The following is a 21,959-nucleotide window of genomic DNA, read 5'->3' as shown; positions in this document are numbered from 1 at the left end:
GGTCCTCAGTGGAAGAAGTGGCGGGTGCCGGTGAAGTACATCGTCACGCCGGCGGCCTTGCACGCCTCGATGGTCAGCTCGTCACGCACCGAGCCGCCCGGCTGGACGATCGCCTTCACCCCGGCGTCGATCAGGATCTGCGGGCCGTCCTCGAAGGGGAAGAACGCGTCGGACGCGGCCACCGCGCCACGGGCCCGCTCCTGCGCCTGCACCAGCGTGTTGGCCCGCTCGACGGCGAGCCGGCAGGAGTCGACGCGGTTGACCTGGCCCATGCCGATGCCGACGGCGCCGCCGTCCTTGGCGAGCAGGATCGCGTTGGACTTCGCCGCGCGCACCGAACGCCAGGCGAAGGCGAGGTCGGCGAGGGTGGCCTCGTCGGCTGCCTCACCGGTGGCCAGCGTCCAGGTGGACGGGTCGTCGCCGGGGGCGTCGACGTGGTCGACGGTCTGGACCAGCATCCCGCCGCTGATCGGCCGGAACTCGATCGGGTCGGGGTGCTCGTCCGCTGCGCACACCAGGATGCGGATGTTCTTCTTCCCCTGGAGGATCTCGACCGCGCCGTCCTCGTACGCCGGCGCAACGATCACCTCGGTGAACACCTCCGCGACCTGGCGGGCCAGCTCGACCGAGACCGGGCGGTTGGCCGCGATGACGCCGCCGAAGGCCGAGAGGGGGTCGCAGGCGTGCGCCTTGCGGTGCGCCTCGGCGACGTCGGCGCCGACCGCGATCCCGCACGGGTTGGCGTGCTTGATGATCGCAACGGCCGGCTCGGCGAAGTCGTTGGCGGCACGGCGCGCGGCGTCGGTGTCGACGTAGTTGTTGTAGGACATCTCCTTGCCGTGCAGCTGCTCGGCGCCGGCGAGGCCGCCGCGCCAGTGCCGGTAGAGCGCGGCCCGCTGGTGGGGGTTCTCGCCGTACCGCAGGACGGCCGCCTTCTCCCACGTCGCGCCGGTCCACGCGGGGAACCCGCTGCCCTCGGAGGTGTCGGTGAGCACGTTGCCCATCCAGGAGGCGACCTGGACGTCGTAGGACGCGGTGTGGGCGAACGCCTTGGCGGCCAGTGCCTTGCGCTCCTCGTAGGTGAACCCGCCGCTGCGCGCGGCCTCGAGGGCGCGACCGTAGTCGGCGCCGTCGGTGATGATCGCGACGCTGGGGTGGTTCTTGGCGGCGGCACGGACCATCGACGGTCCGCCGATGTCGATCTTCTCCACGCACTCCGCGATGGAGGCCCCGGAGAGGACCGTCTCGACGAACGGGTAGAGGTTGACGACCACGAGGTCGAAGGGCTCCACGCCGAGGTCGGCCAGCTGCTGCTCGTGGGACTCGAGACGGCGGTCGGCGAGGATGCCGGCGTGGACGCGCGGGTGCAGCGTCTTCACCCGGCCGTCGAGGCACTCGGGGAAGCCGGTGAGGTCCTCGACCTTGGTCACCGGCAGGCCGAGCCCCTCGATGAGGGCGGCCGAGCCGCCGGTCGAGACGAGCTCGACCCCGGCGTCGTGCAGGCCGCGGACGAGCTCCTCGAGTCCGGTCTTGTCGAAGACGGACACCAGCGCCCGCTTGATCTCGATCTTGTCCTGCTGCCCAGCCATGGCGGCCACTCCCTCATCGGTCGGTCGGACGGTCGACGAGGGGCACCCAGGCGGACGATGCCTTCTCACACACTCCCCGGTGGTCACCCCACCCGCGCCAGTCGTGTGCGTCCATCGTAGAGACTCAGGGGCGGCCGAGGCGAACCCGTCGGCCGTCGATGACGAAGCCCTCTCGCGCGATCCGGCCGACGCTCTCGACGAGCAACGCCCGCTCGGCCACCTTGATCCGTTCGTGCAGCGTGTCGACGGTGTCGTCGTCCTCCACCGGCACCGCCGCCTGCGCCACGATGGCGCCGGTGTCGACGCCCGCGTCGACCACGAAGAGGGTGCAGCCGGTGACCTTGACGCCGTAGTCGAGCGCGTCGGCCGGGCCTCGGGTGCCCGGGAAGGACGGCGACAGGGCGGGGTGGGTGTTGAGCGTGCGTCCGCCGAAGCGGTCGAGGAACGCCGGGCCGACCAGCTTCATGAAGCCGGCCAGGACGACCAGGTCCGGCTCGTGCTCGGCCACCGCGTCCGCCAGCGCGGTGTCCCACTCCTCGCGGGTGGCGTGGTCGCCCAGCCGGCGTACGAACGTGGGGACGCCGGCCCGCTCGGCGCGCTCGAGGGCCAGGACCCCGTCGCGGTCGGCGCCGACGGCGACCACCTCGGCCCCGTAGGACGGGTCGGCCGCTGCGTCCAGCAGTGCCTGCAGGTTGGTGCCGGAGCCGGAGACGAGGACGACGATGCGCACGGGCCGCGAGCCTACTGCGACCGGCGCTCCCGGCGTCCGGTCACCCAGGCGGCCGCGAGGCCGGCGAGCAGCCCGCCGATGCCGAAGCCGAGGACCGCGCGCACCGTCGCGTCGAGCGCGTACGGCGCCACGTCGGCCATTCGGCCGGGGCCGACCGCTCCCCCGGACAGCCCGGCCAGGATCCCGAAGACGACCCCGGCGCAGACACCGCCGGCCAGACCGCGGACGGCGCCCTCCTGCCAGCTCGCGGTGGGGTGCCGACGCCGGGCGCGGACGGCGGCGAACGCCGCCGTCAGCGGGGCCAGCAGCACCAGCCACGACGTCCAGGCGGGCGTCGGTCCGGCGTCGGGCAGCGCCGCGAGCAGCGGGAACATCGGCAGCGGGCCGAGGACGACGGCACCGGGGCTGACCAGCGTGCCCACCCCCACGGTGAAGCCGGGGCCGAGCAGGTAGGAGCCGGAGAACGCCGTGGCGTTGGGGAGCACCGTCGCGGTGAGGAACGTGTAGAGCGTGCTGGCGCCCGAGTCGGTGTGCAGCTGCGACATCACGTTGGCGGCGGTGCTGAAGTCCAGCGCCAAGCTGGTCAGGAGCGCCACCAGGCTCACCGCGAGCCAGCCGAGCAGCGTCAGGCGGGCCGCGTGGGCGACCGCCCGGATCGTCGGCGGGAGCCAGGCCGCCGCGACCGCCGCGCGTCCCGCGCCCACGGCGATGCCGGTGCCGCCGACCAGCAGGGAGAGGAGGAAGGCCCAGGCGGCGGCGCGGGCGACGTCGGGGGACGTCGACACCGTGCCGGCCACCGAGCCGGTCACGATCGTGGTGACGAGGTAGCCGAGCGCGAAGAGGGCCGAGGCGAGCGGCACGGTCCAGTCGCGCTCGCCGTCGGCGATCCGGTCGGCGTCGGGGCCGTGGCCCGAGATCGAGTCGCCGACGCGGTTGCCGATCCGCCACAACGCCCAGCCGACTATCAGGGTCAGGCCGAGCGGGACCACGGTGACCGCCACACCCTCCACGTGGACGCCCGACCCGTGCGCCATCAACCAGGCCGTGGCCCCGGCTCGCAGGGCGTCCCGGGGAGCGCCGTGGGCTCCGCTGTCGGTGAGGAACCAGCCGACGACCCCCACCGCGAGGCACACCAGGAGCGTCGCAGCGGCCGCCGCGACCCCGCCCGCCGTGGCCACGACGACCAGTGGCCGACGGTGGCGCAGGTCGGCGCTGACCTGCTCCGAGGTCCGGGTCGGTCGGGGCAGCAGAGAAGTCATCGTGGCCATCTTCGCTGAGGGAGGGGGTGGTTCGTGGGTGCGGCGCGCCGACCGACCGGCGGGTAGCCTTTCGGTTGCTCATGAGGAAAAAGGCCGACCCCCACGCGTTCGAGACGTTCTACAAGGACGTCCGCGGACGCCTCCTCCTCCAAACCTGGGCGCTCACCGGCGACCTCCCTGCCGCTCAGAAGGCGGTGCGCGACGCGCTGGTCATCGGGTGGCACCACTGGCGCAAGGTGAGCCGCCTCGAGGACCCCGAGAGCTTCGTCAGGCCTCAGGCGTGGTCGCACGCGCTGCGCCGTCACACGGCCCGTCCGTTCCACCGTGAACGCGGCTTCGACGACGAGATCCGCGCCACACTCGCCGCGCTGGCCAAGCTCCCGCAGCTGCAGCGCAAGGTGCTGCTGCTGGCGCACCTCACCACGTTGCCGCTGGACCAGCTCGCCCGGGAGGCGGGCATCACCCAGGTGCGGGCCGAGCGCGAGCTGCAGGCCGCCACGGCCGCGTTCGCCCTGGCCCGCAACGTGCCGACCACCAGCATCCTCGGCCTCTTCGAGCCGATGGCCGCCGAGCTGCGCGACCTGCGCTGGCCGCGGCCGAGCATCCTCACCCGGGCGGGCAGCGCCCGGCGCCGGATGCACACCGCGATCGCTGCCGCCGTCGCGCTCGTGGGCTTCGCGGGTTCCGGCCTGCTGGTCACCGACGCCGACGGCGTACGGCCGACGCTCGAGGCGCTCAGCATGCACACCCCGGGGTCCGACGGCCCGGAGCCGGCGGTCGCCCGGATCACCACCGACGACCTCATCTCCCCCGACCAGGTCACCAGCGCCCTCGGCGGCGTGTGGACCACCCAGATGACCTCGGACAACACCGACGGCGACGGCCTGGTGCTGCCGTGCCAGCAGCAGCGGTTCGCCGACCAGTCGCCGCGCGCGGCGCTGATGCGGACGCTGGTCTCCGGCAAGGCGCTCTCCGTCGGCCAGTCGACGGAGGTGTCGACGAGCCCCGCGTCCGCACACGCCGCCTACGTCGCCTCCCTCACGTGGTACGCCGGCTGTCGCGAGCCCCGCCTGCAGCTGCTCTCCACCCGGCAGGTGACCGGAATCGGTGACGAGGCGACGCTGGTCGACCTCCGCGACTGGAAGCGGCCGAACCGGTCGGTGGTGGCCAGCATCGCCCGCACCGGCTCCGTCACCACGACCGTGGTCAGCGCCCAGCCGGCGCCGGGCAAGAAGCCCGTGGCCACCAACACGGGGCTGCTCGCGCAGGCGGTCGGACGGCTCTGCGAGCTGCCCGACGGCGGCACCTGCACGTCCACGCCCAAGGTCACGCCGCGGCCCCCGATCGCGGTCGGCGACCACCCGGCCATGCTCGACGTGGTCGACCTGCCGCCCGTCGAGGGGGTGGCCCAGCCCTGGGCCGCGACCGCTCCCAAGCCGGCCACGAGCAACCTGGCCGCGACCCGCTGCGACCAGACCGTCTTCCATCGCAAGGGCGTGTCGGGCGACCTGACCCGCTCCTACGTCATCCCGATGGCCAAGGTGGCCCCGCAGTTCGGCCTCACCGAGACGATCGGCTCCTTCGGCTCCGCCAGGGCGGCCCGCAAGCTGGTCGCGACGACCCGGGACGCCGTCGCGACCTGCCCGAAGACCGACCTGAGCACCAAGGCCACGCAGCTGGAGAACGTCGCGACGCCGGCACGCGACCTGACCTCGTGGCGGGTGCAGGTCGAGACGTCCGACAAGACGACTGTCGTCTTCCTGATGGCGATCCTCCGCGAGGGCGACAACGTGGCGCAGGTCGGCTTCGTCCCGTCCGGCTCGGCCACGATCCCCGACGCGGTGTTCGCCACGCTCACCGACCGCGCGGCGGAGCGGCTGCGCCAGCTCGGCTGAGGCTCGCCGGCCCGGTCCCCGCTCCCCTTCCCGCGATACAGGCCGAAAACGTCGTGCGCCCTGGCTGCCGAAGCAGCCAGGGCGCAGGACGTTGGAGCGGTCAGCCCCGGGGAGGTCGCGTCAGCGGCTCTGGAGCAGCTCCCGGGCGAGCGCGGCGGTCTCGGACGGCGTCTTGCCGACCTTGACGCCGACGGCCTCGAGCGCGTCCTTCTTCGCCTGTGCGGTGCCGGCCGAGCCGGACACGATCGCACCGGCGTGGCCCATCGTCTTGCCCTCGGGGGCGGTGAAGCCCGCGACGTAGCCGACGACCGGCTTGGTGATGTTCTCCTTGATGTAGGCCGCGGCCCGCTCCTCGGCGTCGCCGCCGATCTCGCCGATCATCACGATGACCTCGGTCTCCGGGTCGTCCTGGAACGCCTGGAGCGCGTCGATGTGGGTGGTGCCCACGATCGGGTCGCCGCCGATGCCGATGGCGGTGGAGAAGCCGAAGTCACGCAGCTCGTACATCATCTGGTAGGTCAGCGTGCCCGACTTCGACACGAGACCGACCGGGCCCTTGCCCGTGATGGTGTGCGGCGTGATGCCGGCCAGCGACTCGCCCGGCGTGATGATGCCGGGGCAGTTCGGGCCGATCATGCGGGTCTTCTTGCCCTGCAGGTAGGCCCACACCTCGGCGGTGTCCTGCACCGGGACGCCCTCGGTGATCACGACCAGGAGCGGGATCTCGGCGTCGATGGCCTCGATGCACGCGTCCTTGGTGAAGGCCGGCGGGACGAACGCGACCGACACGTCGGCCCCGGTCTTCTCCATGGCCTCGGCGACGGTGCCGAAGACGGGCAGCTCGACGTCGTTGCCCTCGTGGTCCTTGTGGGTCACCGTGGTGCCGGCCTTGCGCGCGTTGACGCCGCCGACGATCTGGGCGCCCGAGTCGAGCATCAGGGCGGTGTGCTTGGCACCCATGCCGCCCGTGATGCCCTGGACGATGACCTTGCTGTCCTTGTTGAGGTAGATGCTCACTTCAGTCTCTTCCCGGCCTCAGGCGTTCGCCAGCTCGGCGGCCTTGTCGGCTCCGCCGTCCATGGTCTCGACAACGGTCACGAGTGGGTGGTTGCGCTCGTTGAGGATCTGGCGACCCAGGTCGACGTTGTTGCCGTCGAGGCGTACGACGAGCGGCTTGGTCGCCTCGTCGCCGAGGATGTCGAGCGCGCCCACGATGCCCTTGGCGACCTCGTCGCAGGCGGTGATGCCGCCGAAGACGTTCACGAAGACCGCCTTGACCTGGTCGTCGTTGAGGATGACGTCGAGGCCGTTGGCCATCACCTGCGCGTTGGCGCCGCCGCCGATGTCGAGGAAGTTGGCCGGCTTCACGCCGCCGTGCGCCGCGCCGGCGTAGGCGACGACGTCGAGGGTGCTCATGACGAGACCCGCGCCGTTGCCGATGATGCCGACCTGGCCGTCGAGCTTGACGTAGTTGAGACCGAGGTCCTTCGCCTTCGCCTCGAGCGGGTCGGTCTCCTCGCGGATCTCGAACTCCTCGTGGTCCGGGTGGCGCACCTCGGAGGCGTTGTCGTCGAGCGACACCTTGCCGTCGAGCGCCTCGAGCTTGTCACCGGCCAGACGGGCCAGCGGGTTGACCTCGACGAGGGTGGCGTCCTCCTCGACGAAGGTCTTGTAGAGCGCCTGGATCAGCTCGACGGCCTGCTCGAAGACGGGCTCGGGGAACTTCGCCTCGGTGGCGATCTCCCGGGCCTTGGTCTCGTCGACGCCCTTGCCGGGGTCGATGCCGATCTGCTTGACGGCGTCGGGGTTGGTCTTCGCGACCTCCTCGATCTCGACACCACCCTCGACCGACGCGATGCAGAGGTACTGGCGGTTGGAGCGGTCCAGCAGGAACGAGAAGTAGTACTCCTCCTCCGGCGGGGTGGCCGGCGTGACCAGCACGCGGTTGACCGTGAGGCCCTTGATCTCCATGCCGAGGATGTTGCTGGCGTGCAGATAAGCCTCGTCAGCGGTCTTGGCGAGCTTGACGCCACCGGCCTTGCCACGGCCACCGGCCTTGACCTGAGCCTTGATGACGGTCACGCCGCCCATCTCCTCGGCAGCCGCCTTGGCCGCCTCAGCGGTCTCGACGACCACACCGAGGGTGGTCGCGACACCATGCTTGGCGAAGAGCTGCTTCGCCTGGTACTCCATCAGATCCACTGATCCACCAATGCTTCTAGGGAACGGTTCTCGTCCACGGTCGGTCCTTCGTCGGAGCCATGGCTCAGCCGAGAAGTGCCTCGGCGTCCTGAGGCTCGGGCGGTGGGATGTCCTCGAGGCACATTAGACGTGACCGGGCGGTAGGACGACCCCGGGGGCGCCCAGGGTGACGCACGACATAGTCATGCACCGGTCATGCACCCGCGCAGCGGCACCTTGGGCCCAAAGTCCCGATTCCGCACGAAAGCGTCTCCGCGACGGAGTGCAATCTCCACAATCGGGGACCGGCACCGATTTACAGACGTCCTAGGACGTCCGCTAAGGTCGGGCCTCGCCGTCTGAATCCCGACCAGCGGAGCGATGAAACGTGAGTGACCCCCGAGTGGACATTGTCGGTCCCGACCGACAGCCCTCGGCACCGGTGACCCCTTATGTCGGCAAGCGTGCCCGACGTGACGTCGCCCCCGACGAGCAGCCCGCTCCGGTCGCTCAGCCGTACGTCGGCAAGCGCGCCGCCCGTCCGGTCGCCGATTCCGCGCCGATCGTCCCCGCATCGACCGTCCCCGCTTCGATCATCCCCGCGCCCGCCACGCCGTACGTGGGCAAGCGCATCGCGCGCCCGGCCGTGGACGCCCCGGCCCCGGCCGACCTGATCGACCTGGCCGCGCCGCGGCCGATCGAGGCGCCGGTGCCGACCATCCGCCCGCGTGTCGAGATGATGCCCGCGCCGGTCATCGAGCCCGTCGTCGAGCCGGTCCCCGAGCCGGCCGTCGCGTTCGTCAAGCCTGTCGCCCCGGTCGCGCTGCTCGACGTCCCCGCGCCGCGCCGCTCCACCGAGTGGTCGGACTGGAACCTCTTCGCCGCCGAGTCCCCCGAGGACACCGGCCAGCTGCCGTTCGCACTCACCGAGGCGTTCACGGGCAGCATGCCGCGGATCGAGGACCTCCCCGGGACCGACTTCAGCTTCGACACCACCACCACGATGCCCGCCATCAAGACCGGCAAGCGCGCCCGGGTCGCCCCCCGGCGTACCCGGTTGCGCGTGCTGCCGTCGCTCTCCGCCCTCGTCGGCGCGGCCGCCCTCGTGGTCGCCGGCGCGGGCGCGATGACGGCCGGCAAGCAGGACCTGGTCCGCGCCGACGCCGGCCCGCTGCGCCAGGCGGGCGCTCTCACCGGCAGCAGCGCCGTCGCCTCGATCGGCAACCGCACCGTCTCGGTGAGCCGTGGCGGTGGCCGCGGCGCCGCCAACTCCGCCGCCGAGGCGCACGAGAACGCGCTCGCCGCGATCAACCAGAAGGCCTCCGGCTGGGCGCAGGTGCTCAAGAAGAACCAGTGGGGCCTTCCGATCCCCTCCGGCGTCTACCACCTGACCGCCCGCTTCGGCGACTGCGGCCTCTGGTCGCACTGCCACACCGGCCTCGACTTCGCCGCGCCGACCGGGACCCCGATCCACGCGATCTCCAACGGCGTGATCTCGGCGACCATCGCCTACGACGGCGCCTACGGCAACAAGACCGTGGAGACGCTCGAGGACGGCACCGAGCTCTGGTACGCCCACCAGGTGCGCTTCGGCGTCGAGCCCGGCCAGGAGGTCCACGCCGGCGACGTCATCGGCTTCGTCGGCTCGACCGGTCACGTGACCGGGCCGCACGTGCACGTCGAGGTCCGCCCCGGTGGCGGCGACCCGGTCGACCCCTACCCCGCCCTGGTCGAGCACGGCCTGCAGCCGTAGAGCCGGACCGCCCGAGCGCGCCGGATCGTCGGTGGTCGAGTAGCCGGAGCCGCTAGGCGGAGGCGTGTCAGAGCTTCTCGACCGGGGCGTAGCGCAGCAGCAGGCGCTTGACGCCCGAGGAGCCGAAGTCGATCGAGGCAACCGCCTTGTCCGCCACGCCCTCGACGGACACGACGGTGCCGAGGCCGAACGAGTTGTGCGTGACCCGGTCGCCGGGCTCGAGGGACGGCACGGGGCCGGACGGCTTCGACTTGGCCGCCGCGTCGGCGCGCAGGGCGGCGGAGGAGAAGTTGCGGCGGCCGCGCTCGGTGGGTGTCGACAGCCCGCCCGAGGACCAGGACGACGAGACGTCGGGGCGCGACCAGCGGGTCTGGTCGGCGGCGGTACGCCGCCAGTCGACGAGGTCGACGGGGAGCTCGGCCAGGAAGCGGCTGGGCGGGTTGTGCATCGGCGCGCCCCAGGCCGAGCGCACGAGGGCGTGGGAGAGGAAGAGCCGCTCGCGGGCACGGGTGATGCCGACGTACGCCAGCCGACGCTCCTCCTCCAGCTCGGTGCTGTCACCCAGGGCGCGCGAGTGCGGGAACACGCCGTCCTCGAGGCCGGTGAGGAAGACGACCGGGAACTCCAGGCCCTTGGCGGTGTGCAGCGTCATCAGCGTGACGACGCCCTCGCCGTCGTCCGGGATCTGGTCGGAGTCGGCCACGAGCGCGACCCGTTCGAGGAAGTCGACGAGCCCGGGGGCCACGACCCCCGCGTCCACGTCGGCAGGGTCGGCGGACGGCCCGGCGACCGGGTCGTCGGAGAACTCACGGGCCACGGCGACCAGCTCGGCGAGGTTCTCGACCCGGGTGGCGTCCTGCGGGTCGTCGGAGGCCTCGAGCTCCTCGAGGTAGCTCGACCGCGCGAGCGTCGACTCCAGCACGACGTCGGCCCGCTCGCCGGCCTCGACCATCGACATCAGCTCCTCCATCATCGCGACGAAGCCGCGGATGTTGGTGAGCGACCGGGTGGCCAGACCGGGGGCGGCCTCGGCGCGCTGCAGCCCCTCCCAGAAGGTCAGCCCGTCGCGCTCGGCGAGCGCGTTGACGCACGCGACGGCCCGGTCGCCGATCCCGCGCTTGGGGGTGTTGACGATCCGGCGCAGCGAGACCTGGTCGGCCGGGTTGGCCAGCGCGCGGAGGTAGGCGAGGGCGTCGCGGACCTCGCGACGCTCGTAGAAGCGCACCCCGCCGACGACCTTGTAGGGCTGGCCGGTGCGGATGAACACCTCCTCGAACACACGGGACTGGGCGTTGGTGCGGTAGAAGACGGCCACGTCGGCCGCCGACCGGCCGGCGTCGACGAGCTTGTCGATCTGGTCGGAGACGAAGCGCGCCTCGTCGTGCTCGTCGTCGGCGACGTACCCCTCGATCCGCTCGCCCTGGCCGGCGTCGCTCCACAGCCGCTTCGGCGGCCGGCCCTTGTTGTGGTCGATGACCGCGTTGGCGGCGGTGAGGATGGTCTGGGTGGAGCGGTAGTTCTGCTCCAGCAGGATGGTCTTCGCGTTGGGGAAGTCCTGCTCGAAGTCGAGGATGTTGCGGATGTTGGCGCCGCGGAAGGCGTAGATCGACTGGTCGGCGTCGCCGACGACCATCAGCTCGGCCGGCTCGACCCGCTGGGTCTCGACAGGCTCGACCAGCGAATCGCCCTCCGGGCTGTCCGCGCACAGCTCGTGGACGAGGGCGTACTGCGCGTGGTTGGTGTCCTGGTACTCGTCGACCAGCACGTGCCGGAACCGCCGCCGGTAGGTCTCTCGCACCTCGGGGAACTCCCGCATCAGGTGCACGGTCGTCATGATCAGGTCGTCGAAGTCGAACGCGTTGGCCTCGCGCAGCCGCCGCTGGTAGAGCTTGTACGCCGACGCGTAGGTCTCCTCGAGGCTGTTGCGGGCGTCCTTCTCCGCATCGGAGGGGTCGCGCAGCTCGTTCTTCTGGTCCGAGACCCAGTTGAGCACCTGCGCCGGCTGGTAGCGCTTCGGGTCGAGGTCGAGGTCGCCGCAGACCAGCGCCATCAGCCGCTTGGAGTCGGCGGCGTCGTAGATCGTGAAGCTCGACTTGTAGCCGATCCGCTCGACCTCCTTGCGCAGGATGCGCACGCAGGCGGAGTGGAACGTGGAGACCCACATGATCCGTGCGCGGCCGCCGACGAGCTCCTCGACGCGCTCCTTCATCTCGGCCGCGGCCTTGTTGGTGAAGGTGATCGCGAGGATGCTGCCGGGGTGGGCCTTGCGCTGGCTGATCAACCAGGCGATGCGCCGGGTGAGGACCCGCGTCTTGCCCGACCCGGCACCGGCGACGACGAGCAGCGGCGCCCCCTCGTGCACGACGGCGGCGCGCTGCGGCTCGTTGAGTCCCTCGAGGAGCTCCTCGGACGAGGGACCCTTGCGGGCGGGCTTCTCCTCGCGTGGAGTGGCGAAGGACTCGAGGCCGGGGATGATGCTCATGCTGGCGTCCAGCCTAGGCGCCCGCACGGACAGTCGGGCAATGCCCGTGATGACGAGACGGGACTAGCGCGGTGACCCGACCAGGCCCCGCTCGGCGGCGGACGGCTGCGCCGGCTTCTGCGCGGGCCGCGGGCTGCGCCACACGATGCCGTCGAGCCAGAAGTGGTGGACGTTGATCAGGCTGCTCATCAGGAAGAGGGCGTGCGGCAGCGGCAGCCCGAGGCCGTGGTGGAGCCCCTGCGCGGTCACCTCGAACATCGTGTAGCCGAGCACCATCAGCCCCGCCATCAGCACGATCGGCCGCACCGGCCCGGAGAGCCGCTCGCGGTGTCCGGACACGGCGAGGTACTGCACGCAGTGGAAGAAGGGGACGGCGACCGGCACCCAGACCGCGATCCGCGGACCCACCCACGGGCCGGCCTGTCCCGGCAGCCAGACGTTGGGTACGACCAGCCAGACCAGGTTGACGAGGAAGAGCAGGAGGACCGTTCGCATCGGCCACGCCCCGGTCCGGGCACGGTGGCGACGGCAGACCTCCGCGAAGAGCCCCAGGCCGACGACGGAGCAGGCGACGGCGACGCCGTAGGTCCAACTGGGGAGGATCGCCTCGAGCAGGAGTACGCCGGAGCCGCCGGCACTGGGATCCAGCGTCGAGGCGTTGATCACGATCATCATGAAGGCGGCCTGGAGCACGAACGCCGCTACGAGCAACCGCTTCTCGGTCTGGGCGAGCGGGGTCCGGTTGCGGCCGGCGTACATGCAGGCGATGCCGAAGTGCTGCTTGGCGTAGTGGTACGGCGACCAGGTGAGGTAGACCCGGAGCAGCAGGACCAGCCAGGTGTGCTCGTAGACCGCGCCCAGCACCGCCAGCAGTGCCACGACGGGCAGGCTGGCCAGGAGGATGTGGAAGCTGCGGCGCTTGAGGTGCCGCTCACGGACGATGAGGTGGTAGGTCGCCGCATAGTGCGGGTAGTTCACGGCGATGCCCAGGTGCATGAAGGCGATGATCAGCCAGTCACCGGTGCGCCAGGAGACTGCCGACGCGACCACGGCGACGGCGGCGAAGGCCAGCGACGCGCCACTGCCGACGACCGCCGTGTCGACGGCACGGCTCCACAGCCACGGCCCGCGCGGGCGTTGCCCCTCCAACGAGGACCAGACGAGCGGTTCTCCCATGAGAGCCGAGTCAACGCGCACGTCGGCGACGAGTCATCAGACGATCGGTCGGATCCATCCGGCCCTATCGGGTGGGCGACGCCTGCTGGCATCGTCGGTCGGGGAATGCCACCGAGAGATTGAAGGTTCAACCGTCGTGAAGAAGATCGGGTTCCTGTCCTTCGGTCACTGGACGCCGTCGACGCACTCGCAGGCGCGGTCGGCGGCCGACGTACTCCTCCAGTCGATCGACCTGGCCGTCGCCGCGGAGGAGCTGGGTGCCGACGGCGCCTACTTCCGCGTCCACCACTTCGCCCGGCAGCTCTCCTCGCCGTTCCCGCTGCTCGCCGCCATCGGGGCGCGGACGAGCCGGATCGAGATCGGGACCGGCGTGATCGACATGCGCTACGAGAACCCGATGTACATGGCCGAGGACGCCGGCGCGGCCGACCTCATCGCGGGCGGCAGGCTGCAGCTCGGCGTGAGCCGGGGCAGCCCGGAGCAGGTCATCGACGGGTGGCGCTACTTCGGCTACTCCCCCGCCGACGGCGAGAGCGACGCCGACATGGGCCGCCGCCACACCGAGGTGCTCCTCGAGGTGCTGAAGGGCGAGGGGTTCGCCCGGCCCAACCCGCGCCCGATGTTCGCCAACCCGCCCGGCCTGCTTCGCGTCGAGCCGCACTCCGAAGGGCTGCGCGACCGGATCTGGTGGGGCGCCGGGTCCGACTCGACCGCGCGCTGGGCCGCCGAGCTCGGGATGAACCTGATGAGCTCGACGCTGAAGGAGGACGAGTCCGGCGAGCCGTTCCACGTCCAGCAGCGCAAGCAGATCGAGGTCTTCCGGTCCGCCTGGAAGGAGGCGGGCCACGACCGGGAGCCGCGCGTCTCGGTGAGCCGCTCGATCATGCCGATCGTCACCGACGTCGACGCGATGTACTTCGGTGGCGACGGCGACTCGCGCGACCAAGTGGGCAACATCGACGCCACCACGCGGGCCGTCTTCGGGCGGACGTACGCCGCCGAGCCCGACGTCCTGGTGGAGCAGCTGCGCGAGGACGAGGCCATCGCCGCGGCCGACACGCTGGTGCTCACCGTCCCCAACCAGCTCGGCGTGGACTACAACGCGCACCTCCTGGAGGGCATCATCAAGCACGTGGCGCCTGATCTCGGCTGGCGCTGACCCACCGAGAAGAGGAGTGCGCATGTCCACCATCGCGATCATCGGCGGCACCGGCTACACCGGCACCAACATCGCTCGGGAGGCCGTCGCGCGCGGCCACGACGCGGTGTCGTGGAGCCGGTCGGTGCCGGAGAAGCCGCTCGACGGCGTCCGCTACGAGACCGGCGACGCCGCCGACGCCGCCGCGATCCTGCCCGGCGCCGACGTCGCCGTCCTGACGCTCTCGCCGCGTGGCGAGCTCGCCGAGCGGGGCCGTCAGCTCGGGCTCTACCGGGAGTACGCCGCCACGGCGGCCGAGGCCGGCGTACGACTGATCGTGATCGGCGGCTTCTCGTCGCTGCGGCCGGCGCCCGGTGAGCCCCGCTTCGCCGAGGGCGAGATCCCCGAGCAGTTCCGCGACGAGGCGCTCGAGGGCGACTCGATCCGCGCCTGGTTCGCCGGGTCGGCGCCCGAGGGCCTGGACTGGACGTTCGTCAGCCCGGCCAGCGGGTACGGCGCCTGGGCGGCCGGCGAGCGGACCGGGCGCTATCGCCTCGGCGGCGAGGTGGCGCTCTTCGACGCGGACGGGGGCTCGGAGATCTCCGGCCCCGACCTGGCCGTCGCGGTCCTCGACGAGATCGAGGCGCATGCGCATCCCCGCGAGCACATCGGCATCGCCTACTGATCGGGTCGGCACCGGTGGGGCGGTCAGCGCGGCCCGTGCGCCGACGCCCAGAAGATCGCCACGGCCAGGTCGGCCACCGTCAGCGCGCCGATCACCCAGAAGAGCGCGGCGGGGATCCGCTCCTTGCGGAGATTGGCCAGGACGAGGCCGAGGATCACGACGCCGAGGACGAGCTTGACCGCGGTCTTCGCGGCGAAGGACTCGTCGGTGGGGAAGTCGCCCTCCTCGATCACCCAGACCAGCAGGAGGCCGGCGACGACCGTCGTGACGGAGCCGTCCCGCATCAGTCCGTTGACCTGCTTGACCGGCTCGCGCACCTGCACCAGCAGCCCGCCGATGAGCGCGGCGAAGCCGAGCACGTGGACCAGCAGAAGGACGAGGCGGACGTTCTCCATGCGGTGACCCTAGTGGCGCTCAGCCCAGCGCCAGCTTGAGCGCGATGGCCAGCATCGTGAGCCCGATCAGCACGTCGAGGACCCGCCAGGCGGCCGGGCGGGCGAGCAGCGGAGCAGCCAGCCGGGCGCCGTACCCGAGCGCGGTGAACCAGGCGATGCTCGCCACGCCCGCGCCGAGCGCGAACCACCAGCGTCCGTCCGTGCCGTGGGTGTTGGCGATCGACCCGAGCAGCAGGACGGTGTCGAGGTAGACGTGCGGGTTGAGCCAGGTCAGCAGCAGCGCCGTCGTCACGACCCTCTGCGTGCCGCGGCCCTCAGCGGCCAGGCCGTCGGGGTGGGCGGCGCGACGCAGCGAGGAGACGGCGTACCAGACCAGGAAGGCGACGCCGAGCCAGCGCACCACGTCGAGCACCCAGCCGGCCTGCTCGACGACCACGCCGATCCCGGCGACGCCGGCCCCGATCAGCACGAGGTCGGAGAGGGCACAGACGAGCACCACCGGTCCGACCCGGTCGCGTCGCAGCCCCTGCCGGAGCACGAACGCGTTCTGGGCGCCGATGGCGACGATCAGCGAGAGCCCGGTCAGCAGGCCGGGCAGGACGGCGGTCACGCGCAGGAGGCTAGAGCAGGCGCCGGATCAGAGGAGCCGTCGGTCGTTCGCCCAGCGGGTGAGCTCGTGGCGCGAGGAGAGCTGGAGCTTGCGCAGCACCGACGACATGTGGGTCTCGACGGTCTTGATGGAGATGAAGAGCTCCTTGGCGACCTCCTTGTAGGAGTAGCCGCGCGCGATCAGCCGCATCACCTCGCGCTCGCGCTCGGTGAGCCGGTCGAGGTCCTCGTCGACAGCGGAGACATCGATCGCTCCGGCGAACGCGTCGAGCACGAAGCCGGCCAGCCTCGGGCTGAAGACCGCGTCGCCCGTGGCCACGCGATGGATCGCGGCGACCAGCTCGGCCCCGGTGATGGTCTTGGTGACGTAGCCACGGGCACCACCGCGGATCGTGCCGATGACGTCCTCGGCCGCGTCGGAGACCGACAGGGCCAGGAAGAGCGGACCGGGCGCGCGCCTCATGACCTCGACGCCGCCGCCCCCGGGCAGGTGGACGTCGAGCAGCACCACGTCGGGCCGGTCGGCGGCGATCGCGGCGACGGCCGTGTCGACGTCCTCCGCCTCGCCGATCACGTCCACGGTGTCGGCGGCGCCCAGCTCGGCGTGCACGCCACGACGGAACATCGCGTGGTCGTCGACGATCAGCACCTTGACGGCGTCGGTCATGCGTCCTCCTCGAGGGGCAGGGAGAGGCGCACCTCGGTGCCCTCGCCGGTGGTGGAGCGTACGTCGGCGGTGCCGCCGTGTCGCGTCATGCGATCCATGATCGAGTCCGCGACGCCGTGCCGGTCCGGCGGGATCCTCGACGGGTCGAAACCGACCCCGCGGTCGCGGACGAAGACCTCGACCAGCGTCGGCGTGATCTCGGCGTAGACGTCGACCCGGTCGACGCCGGCGTGCTTGGCCGCGTTGACGATCGCCTCCCGCGCCGCGGCGACGACCGGCCGGGCCGACTCGCTGAACGGCCGGTCTCCGACCACGACGACGTCGACGACCACGCCGTGGCTGTCCTCGACCTCCGCGGCGGCGCCGCGCAGGGCGGCCGCCACGGTGTCGGCGGTCGTCGACTCGCCCGCGTAGAGCCACGCCCGCAGGTCGCGCTCCTGGGCACGGGCCAGCCGCGCGACGGTGGTGGCGTCGGAGGAGTTCTTCTGGATGAGGGCGAGGGTCTGCAGCACCGAGTCGTGCAGGTGGGAGGCGACGTCGGCGCGCTCCTGGGTGCGGACGCGCTCGGCACGCTCGGCGACGAGGTCCGCGCCCAGGCGGTAGATCCACGGCCCGATCACCACGCCGAGTCCGGCGACGCCGAGCAGCGCGGCGATGGTGAGGTCGCGCGCCATCCCGAGCGAGCCACCGCGGAAGGCGTACAGGCTCAACGAGAGCACGACCAGCACGACGCCCGCAGCGACCCGGGCGTACGACGCCCAGCCGCCGCTGCCGAAGACGACCCGCAACGGGTCGACCCGGCCGGTGCTGTCCAGCCAGCGCTCGCGCTGCGCCTCGTCGGCCTGCCGCCACAGCAGCGTCACACCGGCGACGCCGAGTGCGACCGGGATCAGGACGAAGCCTCCGCCGAAGACGGCCTCCACGACGAGCAGCGCGCCGAAGCCCAGCGCGGCCAGGGCGACGGCCGGGCCGGCGTCGGCCAGCCGCCTGATGCGCCGGGGCCGGCGGCCGCCGCGGGTCGCGGCCTCACCGCCGGGAGTGGACTGCTCGAACCGGGCGTCACCCGGCAGGACGACCCAGAGAGCGGCATAGATGAAGAGGCCGAGGCCGTGCAGCAGCGTGGCCAGCACGAACCCGGCGCGAACCCAGAGCACCGGCAGGCCCAGGTGGTCGGCCAGCCCGGCAGCGACCCCGCCGAAGACAGCGCTCTCGGTCGCGCGGGCCGCCTTGCGTGGCTGGCGGGGGGCGGCTGTGCCTGACAGTGGGTTGCTCATCTCGGAACAATCGTCACACGCGCGGCGTGCGCCGACCATGAGGATCCACCCCGACGCGACCCTGAGCACCGCCCGGGGCCGGCGAGCGGGAATCAGGGCTGTCCCCGATGGTCCTGTGCCGTCCGGGCGGACAGAGTTGATGCCATGAGCACCACCGACTCTCCACCACCTCCCCCGCCGCCGCCTGCCGGGCCGCCGCCCGCCGGGCCGAGCGGCCCCCGCATCTCCAGCCACGAGGCCCGTGACCTGGGCGGCCTGCGTCGCACCGTCAAGGCGAGCCCGGAGGGCCGCCACGTCGCCGGCGTCGCCGGCGGCCTCGCGCGCCACTTCGACATCGACCCGGTGATCGTGCGGGTCCTGCTGGTGATCCTGGTGTTCTTCGGCGGTGCCGGGCTCCTGCTCTACGGCGCCTGCTGGGTGCTCGTCCCGGAGGAGGGCGACGACCGGGCGATGATCCAGCTCGACGACCGCAACCGCTCGCTGGCGCTCTACGTCGCGGGGGGCCTGGCGGCCCTCGCCGTGCTCGGCGACACTGTCGGCCGCTTCGACTTCCCGTGGCCGCTCGCGGTGATCGCGCTCATCGTGCTGGTGCTGGTGAGCAAGCGCGACCAGCTCCGCGCCGGACGCCGGCCGGCCGGGCCGGTCGCACCCCCGGCGTACGGCCCCGTGAACGGCCCCGGGCACGGCCCGGCCTACGGTCCCGCCGCACCGGGCGCCCCGACGGACGGGGCGGCTGACCCACCGGTTGCCGCCGCGCCCTACGGCAGCTCCGCGCAGGCGCCGGGCACGGCGACGTGGGAGGCACCGCCGACGTACGTGGCGCCCACCTACCCGACCTACGTGCCGCAGCCGAACCCCCGGCGGCGCGGGCCGATCCTCTTCTGGTTCACCCTCGCGCTGATCGCGCTCTCCCTCGGCACGCTGGGCATCATCGACGCCGCCGGCGCGTCAGTGGCCGACTCGGCCTACCCGGCCGTTGCCGTCGGCATCACCGGCGCGATGCTGGTCCTCGGTGCGTTCTGGGGTCGTGCCGGCGGATTGATCCTGGTCGGCCTGCTGGCCACCGTCGGCCTGATCGGGGCGACCGCCAGCCAGGAGTTCGACAACGACGACCACCGCATCCATGCCGCGCCCACGAGCGCCGCGGCGGTGCACGATGACTACGACGTCCACACCGGTGAGCTGGTGCTGGACCTGACCGGGATCAGCGACCCTGCGGCGCTCGACGGCCGCACCATCACGGTCACGGGCGGCATCGGCAAGCTCTCCGTCGTCGTGCCCGACGACTGGGCCGTGCACGCCGACACCGATGTGGGCGTCGGCAGCTCCCGCGTCCTCGACAGCGGCGAGGACGGCGGCATCGGCATCTCCCGCTCGGGCGGCCAGTCCGGCGCGGTCGGAGCACCGGAGGTCCGCTTCGACGTCCACCTCGGCGTCGGGGCGATCCAGGTGATGCGGGAGAGCGACTTCCCGTGGCCCGACGACGACTTCTCAGGATGGAGCACGCGATGAGCGACCTCTTCGACACCCCCGGCACCGACCCGGAGGACAGCGTCCCCGAAGAAACCGGCTCCGAGGACACCCGCACCAAGGACACCCGCACCCAGGACACCCGCACCGAGGACACCGATCGGCCCGACACCGGCTCGGAGGCACGCGAGCTCGTGCGGAGCGGCTGGCACCGGGTCAACATCGGCCACCTGGTGATGGGCCTGGCGTTCCTCTGCTTCGTCGGCGGCTGGGGGCTGGTGCAGGCCGACGTCGTCACCGGCGACGCGATCCGATGGCTCCTGCCGATCCCGTGGCTGGTCGCAGGCGCGGTCGGCCTGGTCGTGGTCGCCGTGACCAGCGCCCGCCGGCACGGCGTACGCCGCTGAGGTCAGCCGATCGGGGCGAGGATCTGCCGCGCCTCGACGGCCACCGACGGGTCGTCGCTGAAGATGCCGTCGACGCCGGCGGCGAAGAAGGCCCGCGCCTGCTCGACGCCGCCCCGCATCGTCCAGGCGAAGACCTGCAGCCCGGCCCGGTGCGCCTGGGCGACGAGGCCGGTCGACCGCCGGTCCCCCTCGAGCACCATGCGCCGGGCCGGGCCGATCGCGTCGGCGTAGGCCGCGACCCGGTGGCAGGTGAAGGGCCGGCCGACGTCGAGCAGCTGCACCAGGGGCAGCCGGGTCATCGGTGAGAGGGTCCGCACGAACGACTCGTCGAAGGACTGCAGCCACAGCCCGTGGCCGGGCTCGTCGACCCCGTGGTCGCGGAGCGTGCCGATGACCTTTCCGGCCATCGGGAGACCGACGGAGGCGAAGTAGGACGGGTGCTTGAGCTCGACGTGCAGGCCGAACCGGCGGCCGAAGCGCGCCGACTCCTGCGCGACGAGGAGGAGCAGCTCGTCGAAGGTCGCGAGGCGGTCGCCGGCCGGTGACGTCCGCAGGGTGTGCAGCTCGGCGAGGGTGAAGTCGTCGACGAACCAGCCCTCCACGAGCCGCCCGTCGATCACCTTGCGGGTACGCCGCTCGGCGAACTCCGGCCGGAAGGGGACATCCGTCGTCCGGCTGAGCTCGGGGTCGTGGCTGAGCACCAGCACGCCGTCGCGGCTCATCACGAGGTCGGTCTCGACGGCGTCGGCACCGAGCCGGAACGCGAGCCGGAAGGAGGCCAGGGTGTTCTCGGCCAGGTGCGTCGGGGCGCCGCGGTGACCGATGACCAGTGGGCTCATGCACCCAGGCTCCGCAGCGGGGATGTCCGGCGCGCGCCGTCGACCTGAACCCCGGGTGACGGTTGCGGCAAGCCTTCTGCAGAATGCGGGCGTGGCACTTCCGTCGCTGTCGACCCTCCGGTCCCTCGCCGTCACCGACCACCTCGACCTGGTGGCGCCACCCGTCGCGGCCGCCCTGGCCGCGTGGCCGCACGCCGCCGAGACCGCCGTGGTCGAGATCGACCCGGCCATCGCGGACACGGCGGCGATGAGCGAGGCCTACTCGCTGCCGCTCGAGTCGGGCGCCAACTGCATCCTGGTGTCGGGCCGCCGGGACGGTGTCGAGCGGATCGCCGCCTGCATGGTGCGCGCCGACACCCGACTCGACGTCAACAACGTCGTGAAGCGGCTGCTCGACGTGCGCAAGGCGTCCTTCCTGCCGATGGACCGGGCGACGGCCGAGTCGTCGATGGAGTACGGCGGCATCACGCCCGTCGGCCTGCCCGCGTCGTGGCGCCTCCTGGTCGACGCGCGGGTCGTGGACATCGACGTCACGGTCATCGGGTCCGGCGTACGACGCTCCAAGCTGCTGCTGTCGGGCCGGTTGCTCGCCGAGCTGCCGGGGGCCGAGGTCGTCGAGGGGCTCGCGAGCCTGCCGACCGGCTAGGGCCGGGTCTGCCCGGGTCCGGCTAGGGAGTGTCCTCGCCGCGCCAGGTGACTCCCTCGCGGATCACTCGGGCGGGAGTGCCGGCGACGGCCGTGTTCGGCGGGACCTTCTGGCCGCGGACGAGCGAGCGGGCCGCGACGACGCAGCCGTTCCCGATGTCGGCGTGGCCGGAGACCATCGCGTCGCGGCACAGCCAGACGTGCTCGCCGAGGCGGATGTGGGCGCCGTACGGGTTGAGCCGCTCCCCGGTCTCGACGTCCTCGAGCCGGTGCATGTCGTCAGTCGCGAGGTAGACATTGGCGGCCCAGAGCTGGTCCTGCTCGGCGAACACCGAGCCGCCGTTCCGGGCGTCGACGACCGCACGGGACGTGGCGACCACGCCGCCGACCAGCACGATCGAGGAGGCCGCTCCGCAGTAGAGCTCGCCGAAGGACAGGAAGGTGTCGGGGCCGACGAAGACGGTGGCGTCGTCCCCGCCGAGCAGGAGCGAGGCGACGGCGGAGACGTCGGTGCCCAGCACGATGAGGGCCCGGGAGAACGGGTAGAACACCATCGTCTCGAAGAGTCGCTCCGGGATCGGGAACCCCGGCACGGAGTAGAGCGCGTTGCCGTTCGCCTCCCACCACGGCGGCAACGGGCCCCCGGACACGCTGCGCAGGTCGAGGCCGTCGAGGACCTCGGCCGGCGCCCCGAGACCGTGGAGCCGGGCCCGGTGGTCCGGCTCGATCGGGCCGCCGAGGGACCAGGGCTGCGCGGGCATGGGG

At 72.2% G+C, this 21,959-nt stretch carries 20 protein-coding genes and 1 riboswitch; of the genes, 7 read left to right on the top strand and 13 right to left on the bottom strand.

Features of this window, described 5'->3' with window-relative positions; translation table 11 throughout:
- Positions 1–5 precede the first annotated feature (5 nt).
- From purH to BM236_RS14035, 3 genes are all read right to left on the bottom strand, one after another.
- Positions 6–1,589 (bottom strand): bifunctional phosphoribosylaminoimidazolecarboxamide formyltransferase/IMP cyclohydrolase, encoded by a 1,584-nt coding sequence (gene purH / locus BM236_RS14045; protein WP_091125043.1) that lies wholly within the window; start codon positions 1,587–1,589, stop codon positions 6–8.
- A 37-nt stretch (positions 1,590–1,626) separates the two neighbouring features.
- Positions 1,627–1,704: riboswitch (ZMP/ZTP riboswitch) on the bottom strand.
- A gap of 9 nt (positions 1,705–1,713) precedes the next feature.
- Positions 1,714–2,319 carry a phosphoribosylglycinamide formyltransferase gene (purN, locus tag BM236_RS14040; protein ID WP_175507692.1) on the bottom strand — a complete coding sequence of 202 codons (606 nt, stop codon included), beginning with the start codon at positions 2,317–2,319 and terminating at the stop codon, positions 1,714–1,716.
- Positions 2,320–2,330: 11 nt separating this feature from the next.
- On the bottom strand, positions 2,331–3,578 hold the full coding sequence (locus BM236_RS14035; protein WP_091125037.1) for a cell division protein PerM: 1,248 nt from the start codon (positions 3,576–3,578) through the stop codon (positions 2,331–2,333).
- Positions 3,579–3,658: 80 nt separating this feature from the next.
- Between BM236_RS14035 and BM236_RS14030 the strand changes: the two genes are divergently transcribed.
- The gene (locus BM236_RS14030; protein WP_091124935.1) at positions 3,659–5,473 is read left to right on the top strand and encodes a sigma-70 family RNA polymerase sigma factor; all 1,815 of its coding nucleotides are present in this window, start codon (positions 3,659–3,661) and stop codon (positions 5,471–5,473) included.
- Positions 5,474–5,593: 120 nt separating this feature from the next.
- Here the strand turns inward: BM236_RS14030 and sucD are convergent, their stop codons facing one another.
- Together sucD and sucC are read right to left on the bottom strand one after the other, a co-directional pair.
- Complete coding sequence (gene sucD, locus BM236_RS14025; protein WP_091124934.1) at positions 5,594–6,490, bottom strand: succinate--CoA ligase subunit alpha; 897 nt, start codon at positions 6,488–6,490, stop codon at positions 5,594–5,596.
- A gap of 18 nt (positions 6,491–6,508) precedes the next feature.
- On the bottom strand, positions 6,509–7,675 hold the full coding sequence (gene sucC / locus BM236_RS14020; protein WP_091124931.1) for an ADP-forming succinate--CoA ligase subunit beta: 1,167 nt from the start codon (positions 7,673–7,675) through the stop codon (positions 6,509–6,511).
- A 421-nt stretch (positions 7,676–8,096) separates the two neighbouring features.
- On the opposite strand from sucC, the gene BM236_RS14015 reads away from it, so the two are divergent.
- Positions 8,097–9,407, top strand: a complete 1,311-nt coding sequence (locus BM236_RS14015) for a peptidoglycan DD-metalloendopeptidase family protein (protein WP_091124929.1) — start codon at positions 8,097–8,099, stop codon at positions 9,405–9,407.
- A 67-nt stretch (positions 9,408–9,474) separates the two neighbouring features.
- Here the strand turns inward: BM236_RS14015 and pcrA are convergent, their stop codons facing one another.
- Both pcrA and BM236_RS14005 read right to left on the bottom strand, forming a co-directional pair.
- The gene (pcrA, locus tag BM236_RS14010; RefSeq protein ID WP_091124926.1) at positions 9,475–11,889 is read right to left on the bottom strand and encodes a DNA helicase PcrA; all 2,415 of its coding nucleotides are present in this window, start codon (positions 11,887–11,889) and stop codon (positions 9,475–9,477) included.
- A gap of 63 nt (positions 11,890–11,952) precedes the next feature.
- Positions 11,953–13,065: a hypothetical protein gene (locus tag BM236_RS14005; protein WP_091124923.1), complete on the bottom strand. Its 1,113-nt coding sequence runs from the start codon at positions 13,063–13,065 to the stop codon at positions 11,953–11,955.
- Between the two features lie 136 nt (positions 13,066–13,201).
- On the opposite strand from BM236_RS14005, the gene BM236_RS14000 reads away from it, so the two are divergent.
- Positions 13,202–14,224, top strand: a complete 1,023-nt coding sequence (locus BM236_RS14000; protein WP_091124921.1) for an LLM class flavin-dependent oxidoreductase — start codon at positions 13,202–13,204, stop codon at positions 14,222–14,224.
- A gap of 22 nt (positions 14,225–14,246) precedes the next feature.
- A complete protein-coding gene (locus tag BM236_RS13995) occupies positions 14,247–14,888 on the top strand; it encodes an NAD(P)-dependent oxidoreductase (protein ID WP_091124919.1) in 642 nt (213 codons plus the stop codon).
- Between the two features lie 23 nt (positions 14,889–14,911).
- Here BM236_RS13995 and BM236_RS13990 read toward each other — a convergent pair whose 3' ends face one another.
- From BM236_RS13990 to BM236_RS13975, 4 genes are read right to left on the bottom strand one after another with little or no spacing between them, the layout of a single operon-like run.
- Entirely contained in the window at positions 14,912–15,283 is a 372-nt protein-coding gene (locus BM236_RS13990) for a hypothetical protein (RefSeq protein ID WP_091124918.1), read from the bottom strand.
- Between the two features lie 19 nt (positions 15,284–15,302).
- Positions 15,303–15,893: a LysE/ArgO family amino acid transporter gene (locus BM236_RS13985; RefSeq protein WP_091124915.1), complete on the bottom strand. Its 591-nt coding sequence runs from the start codon at positions 15,891–15,893 to the stop codon at positions 15,303–15,305.
- Positions 15,894–15,920: 27 nt separating this feature from the next.
- On the bottom strand, positions 15,921–16,559 hold the full coding sequence (locus BM236_RS13980) for a LuxR C-terminal-related transcriptional regulator (RefSeq protein ID WP_091124913.1): 639 nt from the start codon (positions 16,557–16,559) through the stop codon (positions 15,921–15,923).
- Positions 16,556–17,833: an ATP-binding protein gene (locus BM236_RS13975; RefSeq protein WP_091124911.1), complete on the bottom strand. Its 1,278-nt coding sequence runs from the start codon at positions 17,831–17,833 to the stop codon at positions 16,556–16,558. The genes BM236_RS13980 and BM236_RS13975 overlap by 4 nt, the downstream gene beginning before the upstream one ends.
- 144 nt (positions 17,834–17,977) lie before the next feature.
- On the opposite strand from BM236_RS13975, the gene BM236_RS13970 reads away from it, so the two are divergent.
- Both BM236_RS13970 and BM236_RS13965 read left to right on the top strand, forming a co-directional pair.
- Positions 17,978–19,345, top strand: coding sequence for a PspC domain-containing protein (locus BM236_RS13970; protein WP_091124908.1), 1,368 nt, complete (start codon positions 17,978–17,980; stop codon positions 19,343–19,345).
- A complete protein-coding gene (locus tag BM236_RS13965; protein ID WP_139230114.1) occupies positions 19,342–19,710 on the top strand; it encodes a hypothetical protein in 369 nt (122 codons plus the stop codon). Before BM236_RS13970 ends, BM236_RS13965 begins: the two co-directional genes overlap by 4 nt.
- Positions 19,711–19,712: 2 nt before the next feature.
- On the opposite strand, the gene BM236_RS13960 is transcribed toward BM236_RS13965, so the two are convergent.
- Positions 19,713–20,549 carry a glycerophosphodiester phosphodiesterase family protein gene (locus BM236_RS13960; protein WP_091124903.1) on the bottom strand — a complete coding sequence of 279 codons (837 nt, stop codon included), beginning with the start codon at positions 20,547–20,549 and terminating at the stop codon, positions 19,713–19,715.
- 91 nt (positions 20,550–20,640) lie between these two features.
- Between BM236_RS13960 and BM236_RS13955 the strand changes: the two genes are divergently transcribed.
- Complete coding sequence (locus BM236_RS13955; protein ID WP_245750338.1) at positions 20,641–21,195, top strand: YbaK/EbsC family protein; 555 nt, start codon at positions 20,641–20,643, stop codon at positions 21,193–21,195.
- Between the two features lie 22 nt (positions 21,196–21,217).
- Here BM236_RS13955 and BM236_RS13950 read toward each other — a convergent pair whose 3' ends face one another.
- Positions 21,218–21,955 carry an acyltransferase gene (locus BM236_RS13950; RefSeq protein ID WP_091124899.1) on the bottom strand — a complete coding sequence of 246 codons (738 nt, stop codon included), beginning with the start codon at positions 21,953–21,955 and terminating at the stop codon, positions 21,218–21,220.
- Positions 21,956–21,959: the final 4 nt, after the last annotated feature.

Source organism: Nocardioides terrae (genome assembly GCF_900112345.1).
GTDB classification, from domain to species: domain Bacteria; phylum Actinomycetota; class Actinomycetes; order Propionibacteriales; family Nocardioidaceae; genus Nocardioides; species Nocardioides terrae.
Note: the sequence above shows the minus strand (reverse complement) of the source record. Positions and strands in the feature narration are given on the sequence as shown.

Bases quoted from the DNA above. Each gene is read 5' to 3' on its own strand.
- purH (WP_091125043.1), bottom strand. From the start codon at position 1,589: ATGGCTGGGCAGCAGGACAAGATCGAGATCAAGCGGGCGCTGGTGTCC.
- BM236_RS14035 (WP_091125037.1), bottom strand. From the start codon at position 3,578: ATGACTTCTCTGCTGCCCCGACCGACCCGGACCTCGGAGCAGGTCAGC.
- BM236_RS14030 (WP_091124935.1), top strand. From the start codon at position 3,659: ATGAGGAAAAAGGCCGACCCCCACGCGTTCGAGACGTTCTACAAGGAC.
- pcrA (WP_091124926.1), bottom strand. From the start codon at position 11,889: ATGAGCATCATCCCCGGCCTCGAGTCCTTCGCCACTCCACGCGAGGAG.
- BM236_RS14005 (WP_091124923.1), bottom strand. From the start codon at position 13,065: ATGGGAGAACCGCTCGTCTGGTCCTCGTTGGAGGGGCAACGCCCGCGC.
- BM236_RS13995 (WP_091124919.1), top strand. From the start codon at position 14,247: ATGTCCACCATCGCGATCATCGGCGGCACCGGCTACACCGGCACCAAC.
- BM236_RS13990 (WP_091124918.1), bottom strand. From the start codon at position 15,283: ATGGAGAACGTCCGCCTCGTCCTTCTGCTGGTCCACGTGCTCGGCTTC.
- BM236_RS13980 (WP_091124913.1), bottom strand. From the start codon at position 16,559: ATGACCGACGCCGTCAAGGTGCTGATCGTCGACGACCACGCGATGTTC.
- BM236_RS13975 (WP_091124911.1), bottom strand. From the start codon at position 17,833: ATGAGCAACCCACTGTCAGGCACAGCCGCCCCCCGCCAGCCACGCAAG.
- BM236_RS13970 (WP_091124908.1), top strand. From the start codon at position 17,978: ATGAGCACCACCGACTCTCCACCACCTCCCCCGCCGCCGCCTGCCGGG.
- BM236_RS13965 (WP_139230114.1), top strand. From the start codon at position 19,342: ATGAGCGACCTCTTCGACACCCCCGGCACCGACCCGGAGGACAGCGTC.
- BM236_RS13960 (WP_091124903.1), bottom strand. From the start codon at position 20,549: ATGAGCCCACTGGTCATCGGTCACCGCGGCGCCCCGACGCACCTGGCC.
- BM236_RS13950 (WP_091124899.1), bottom strand. From the start codon at position 21,955: ATGCCCGCGCAGCCCTGGTCCCTCGGCGGCCCGATCGAGCCGGACCAC.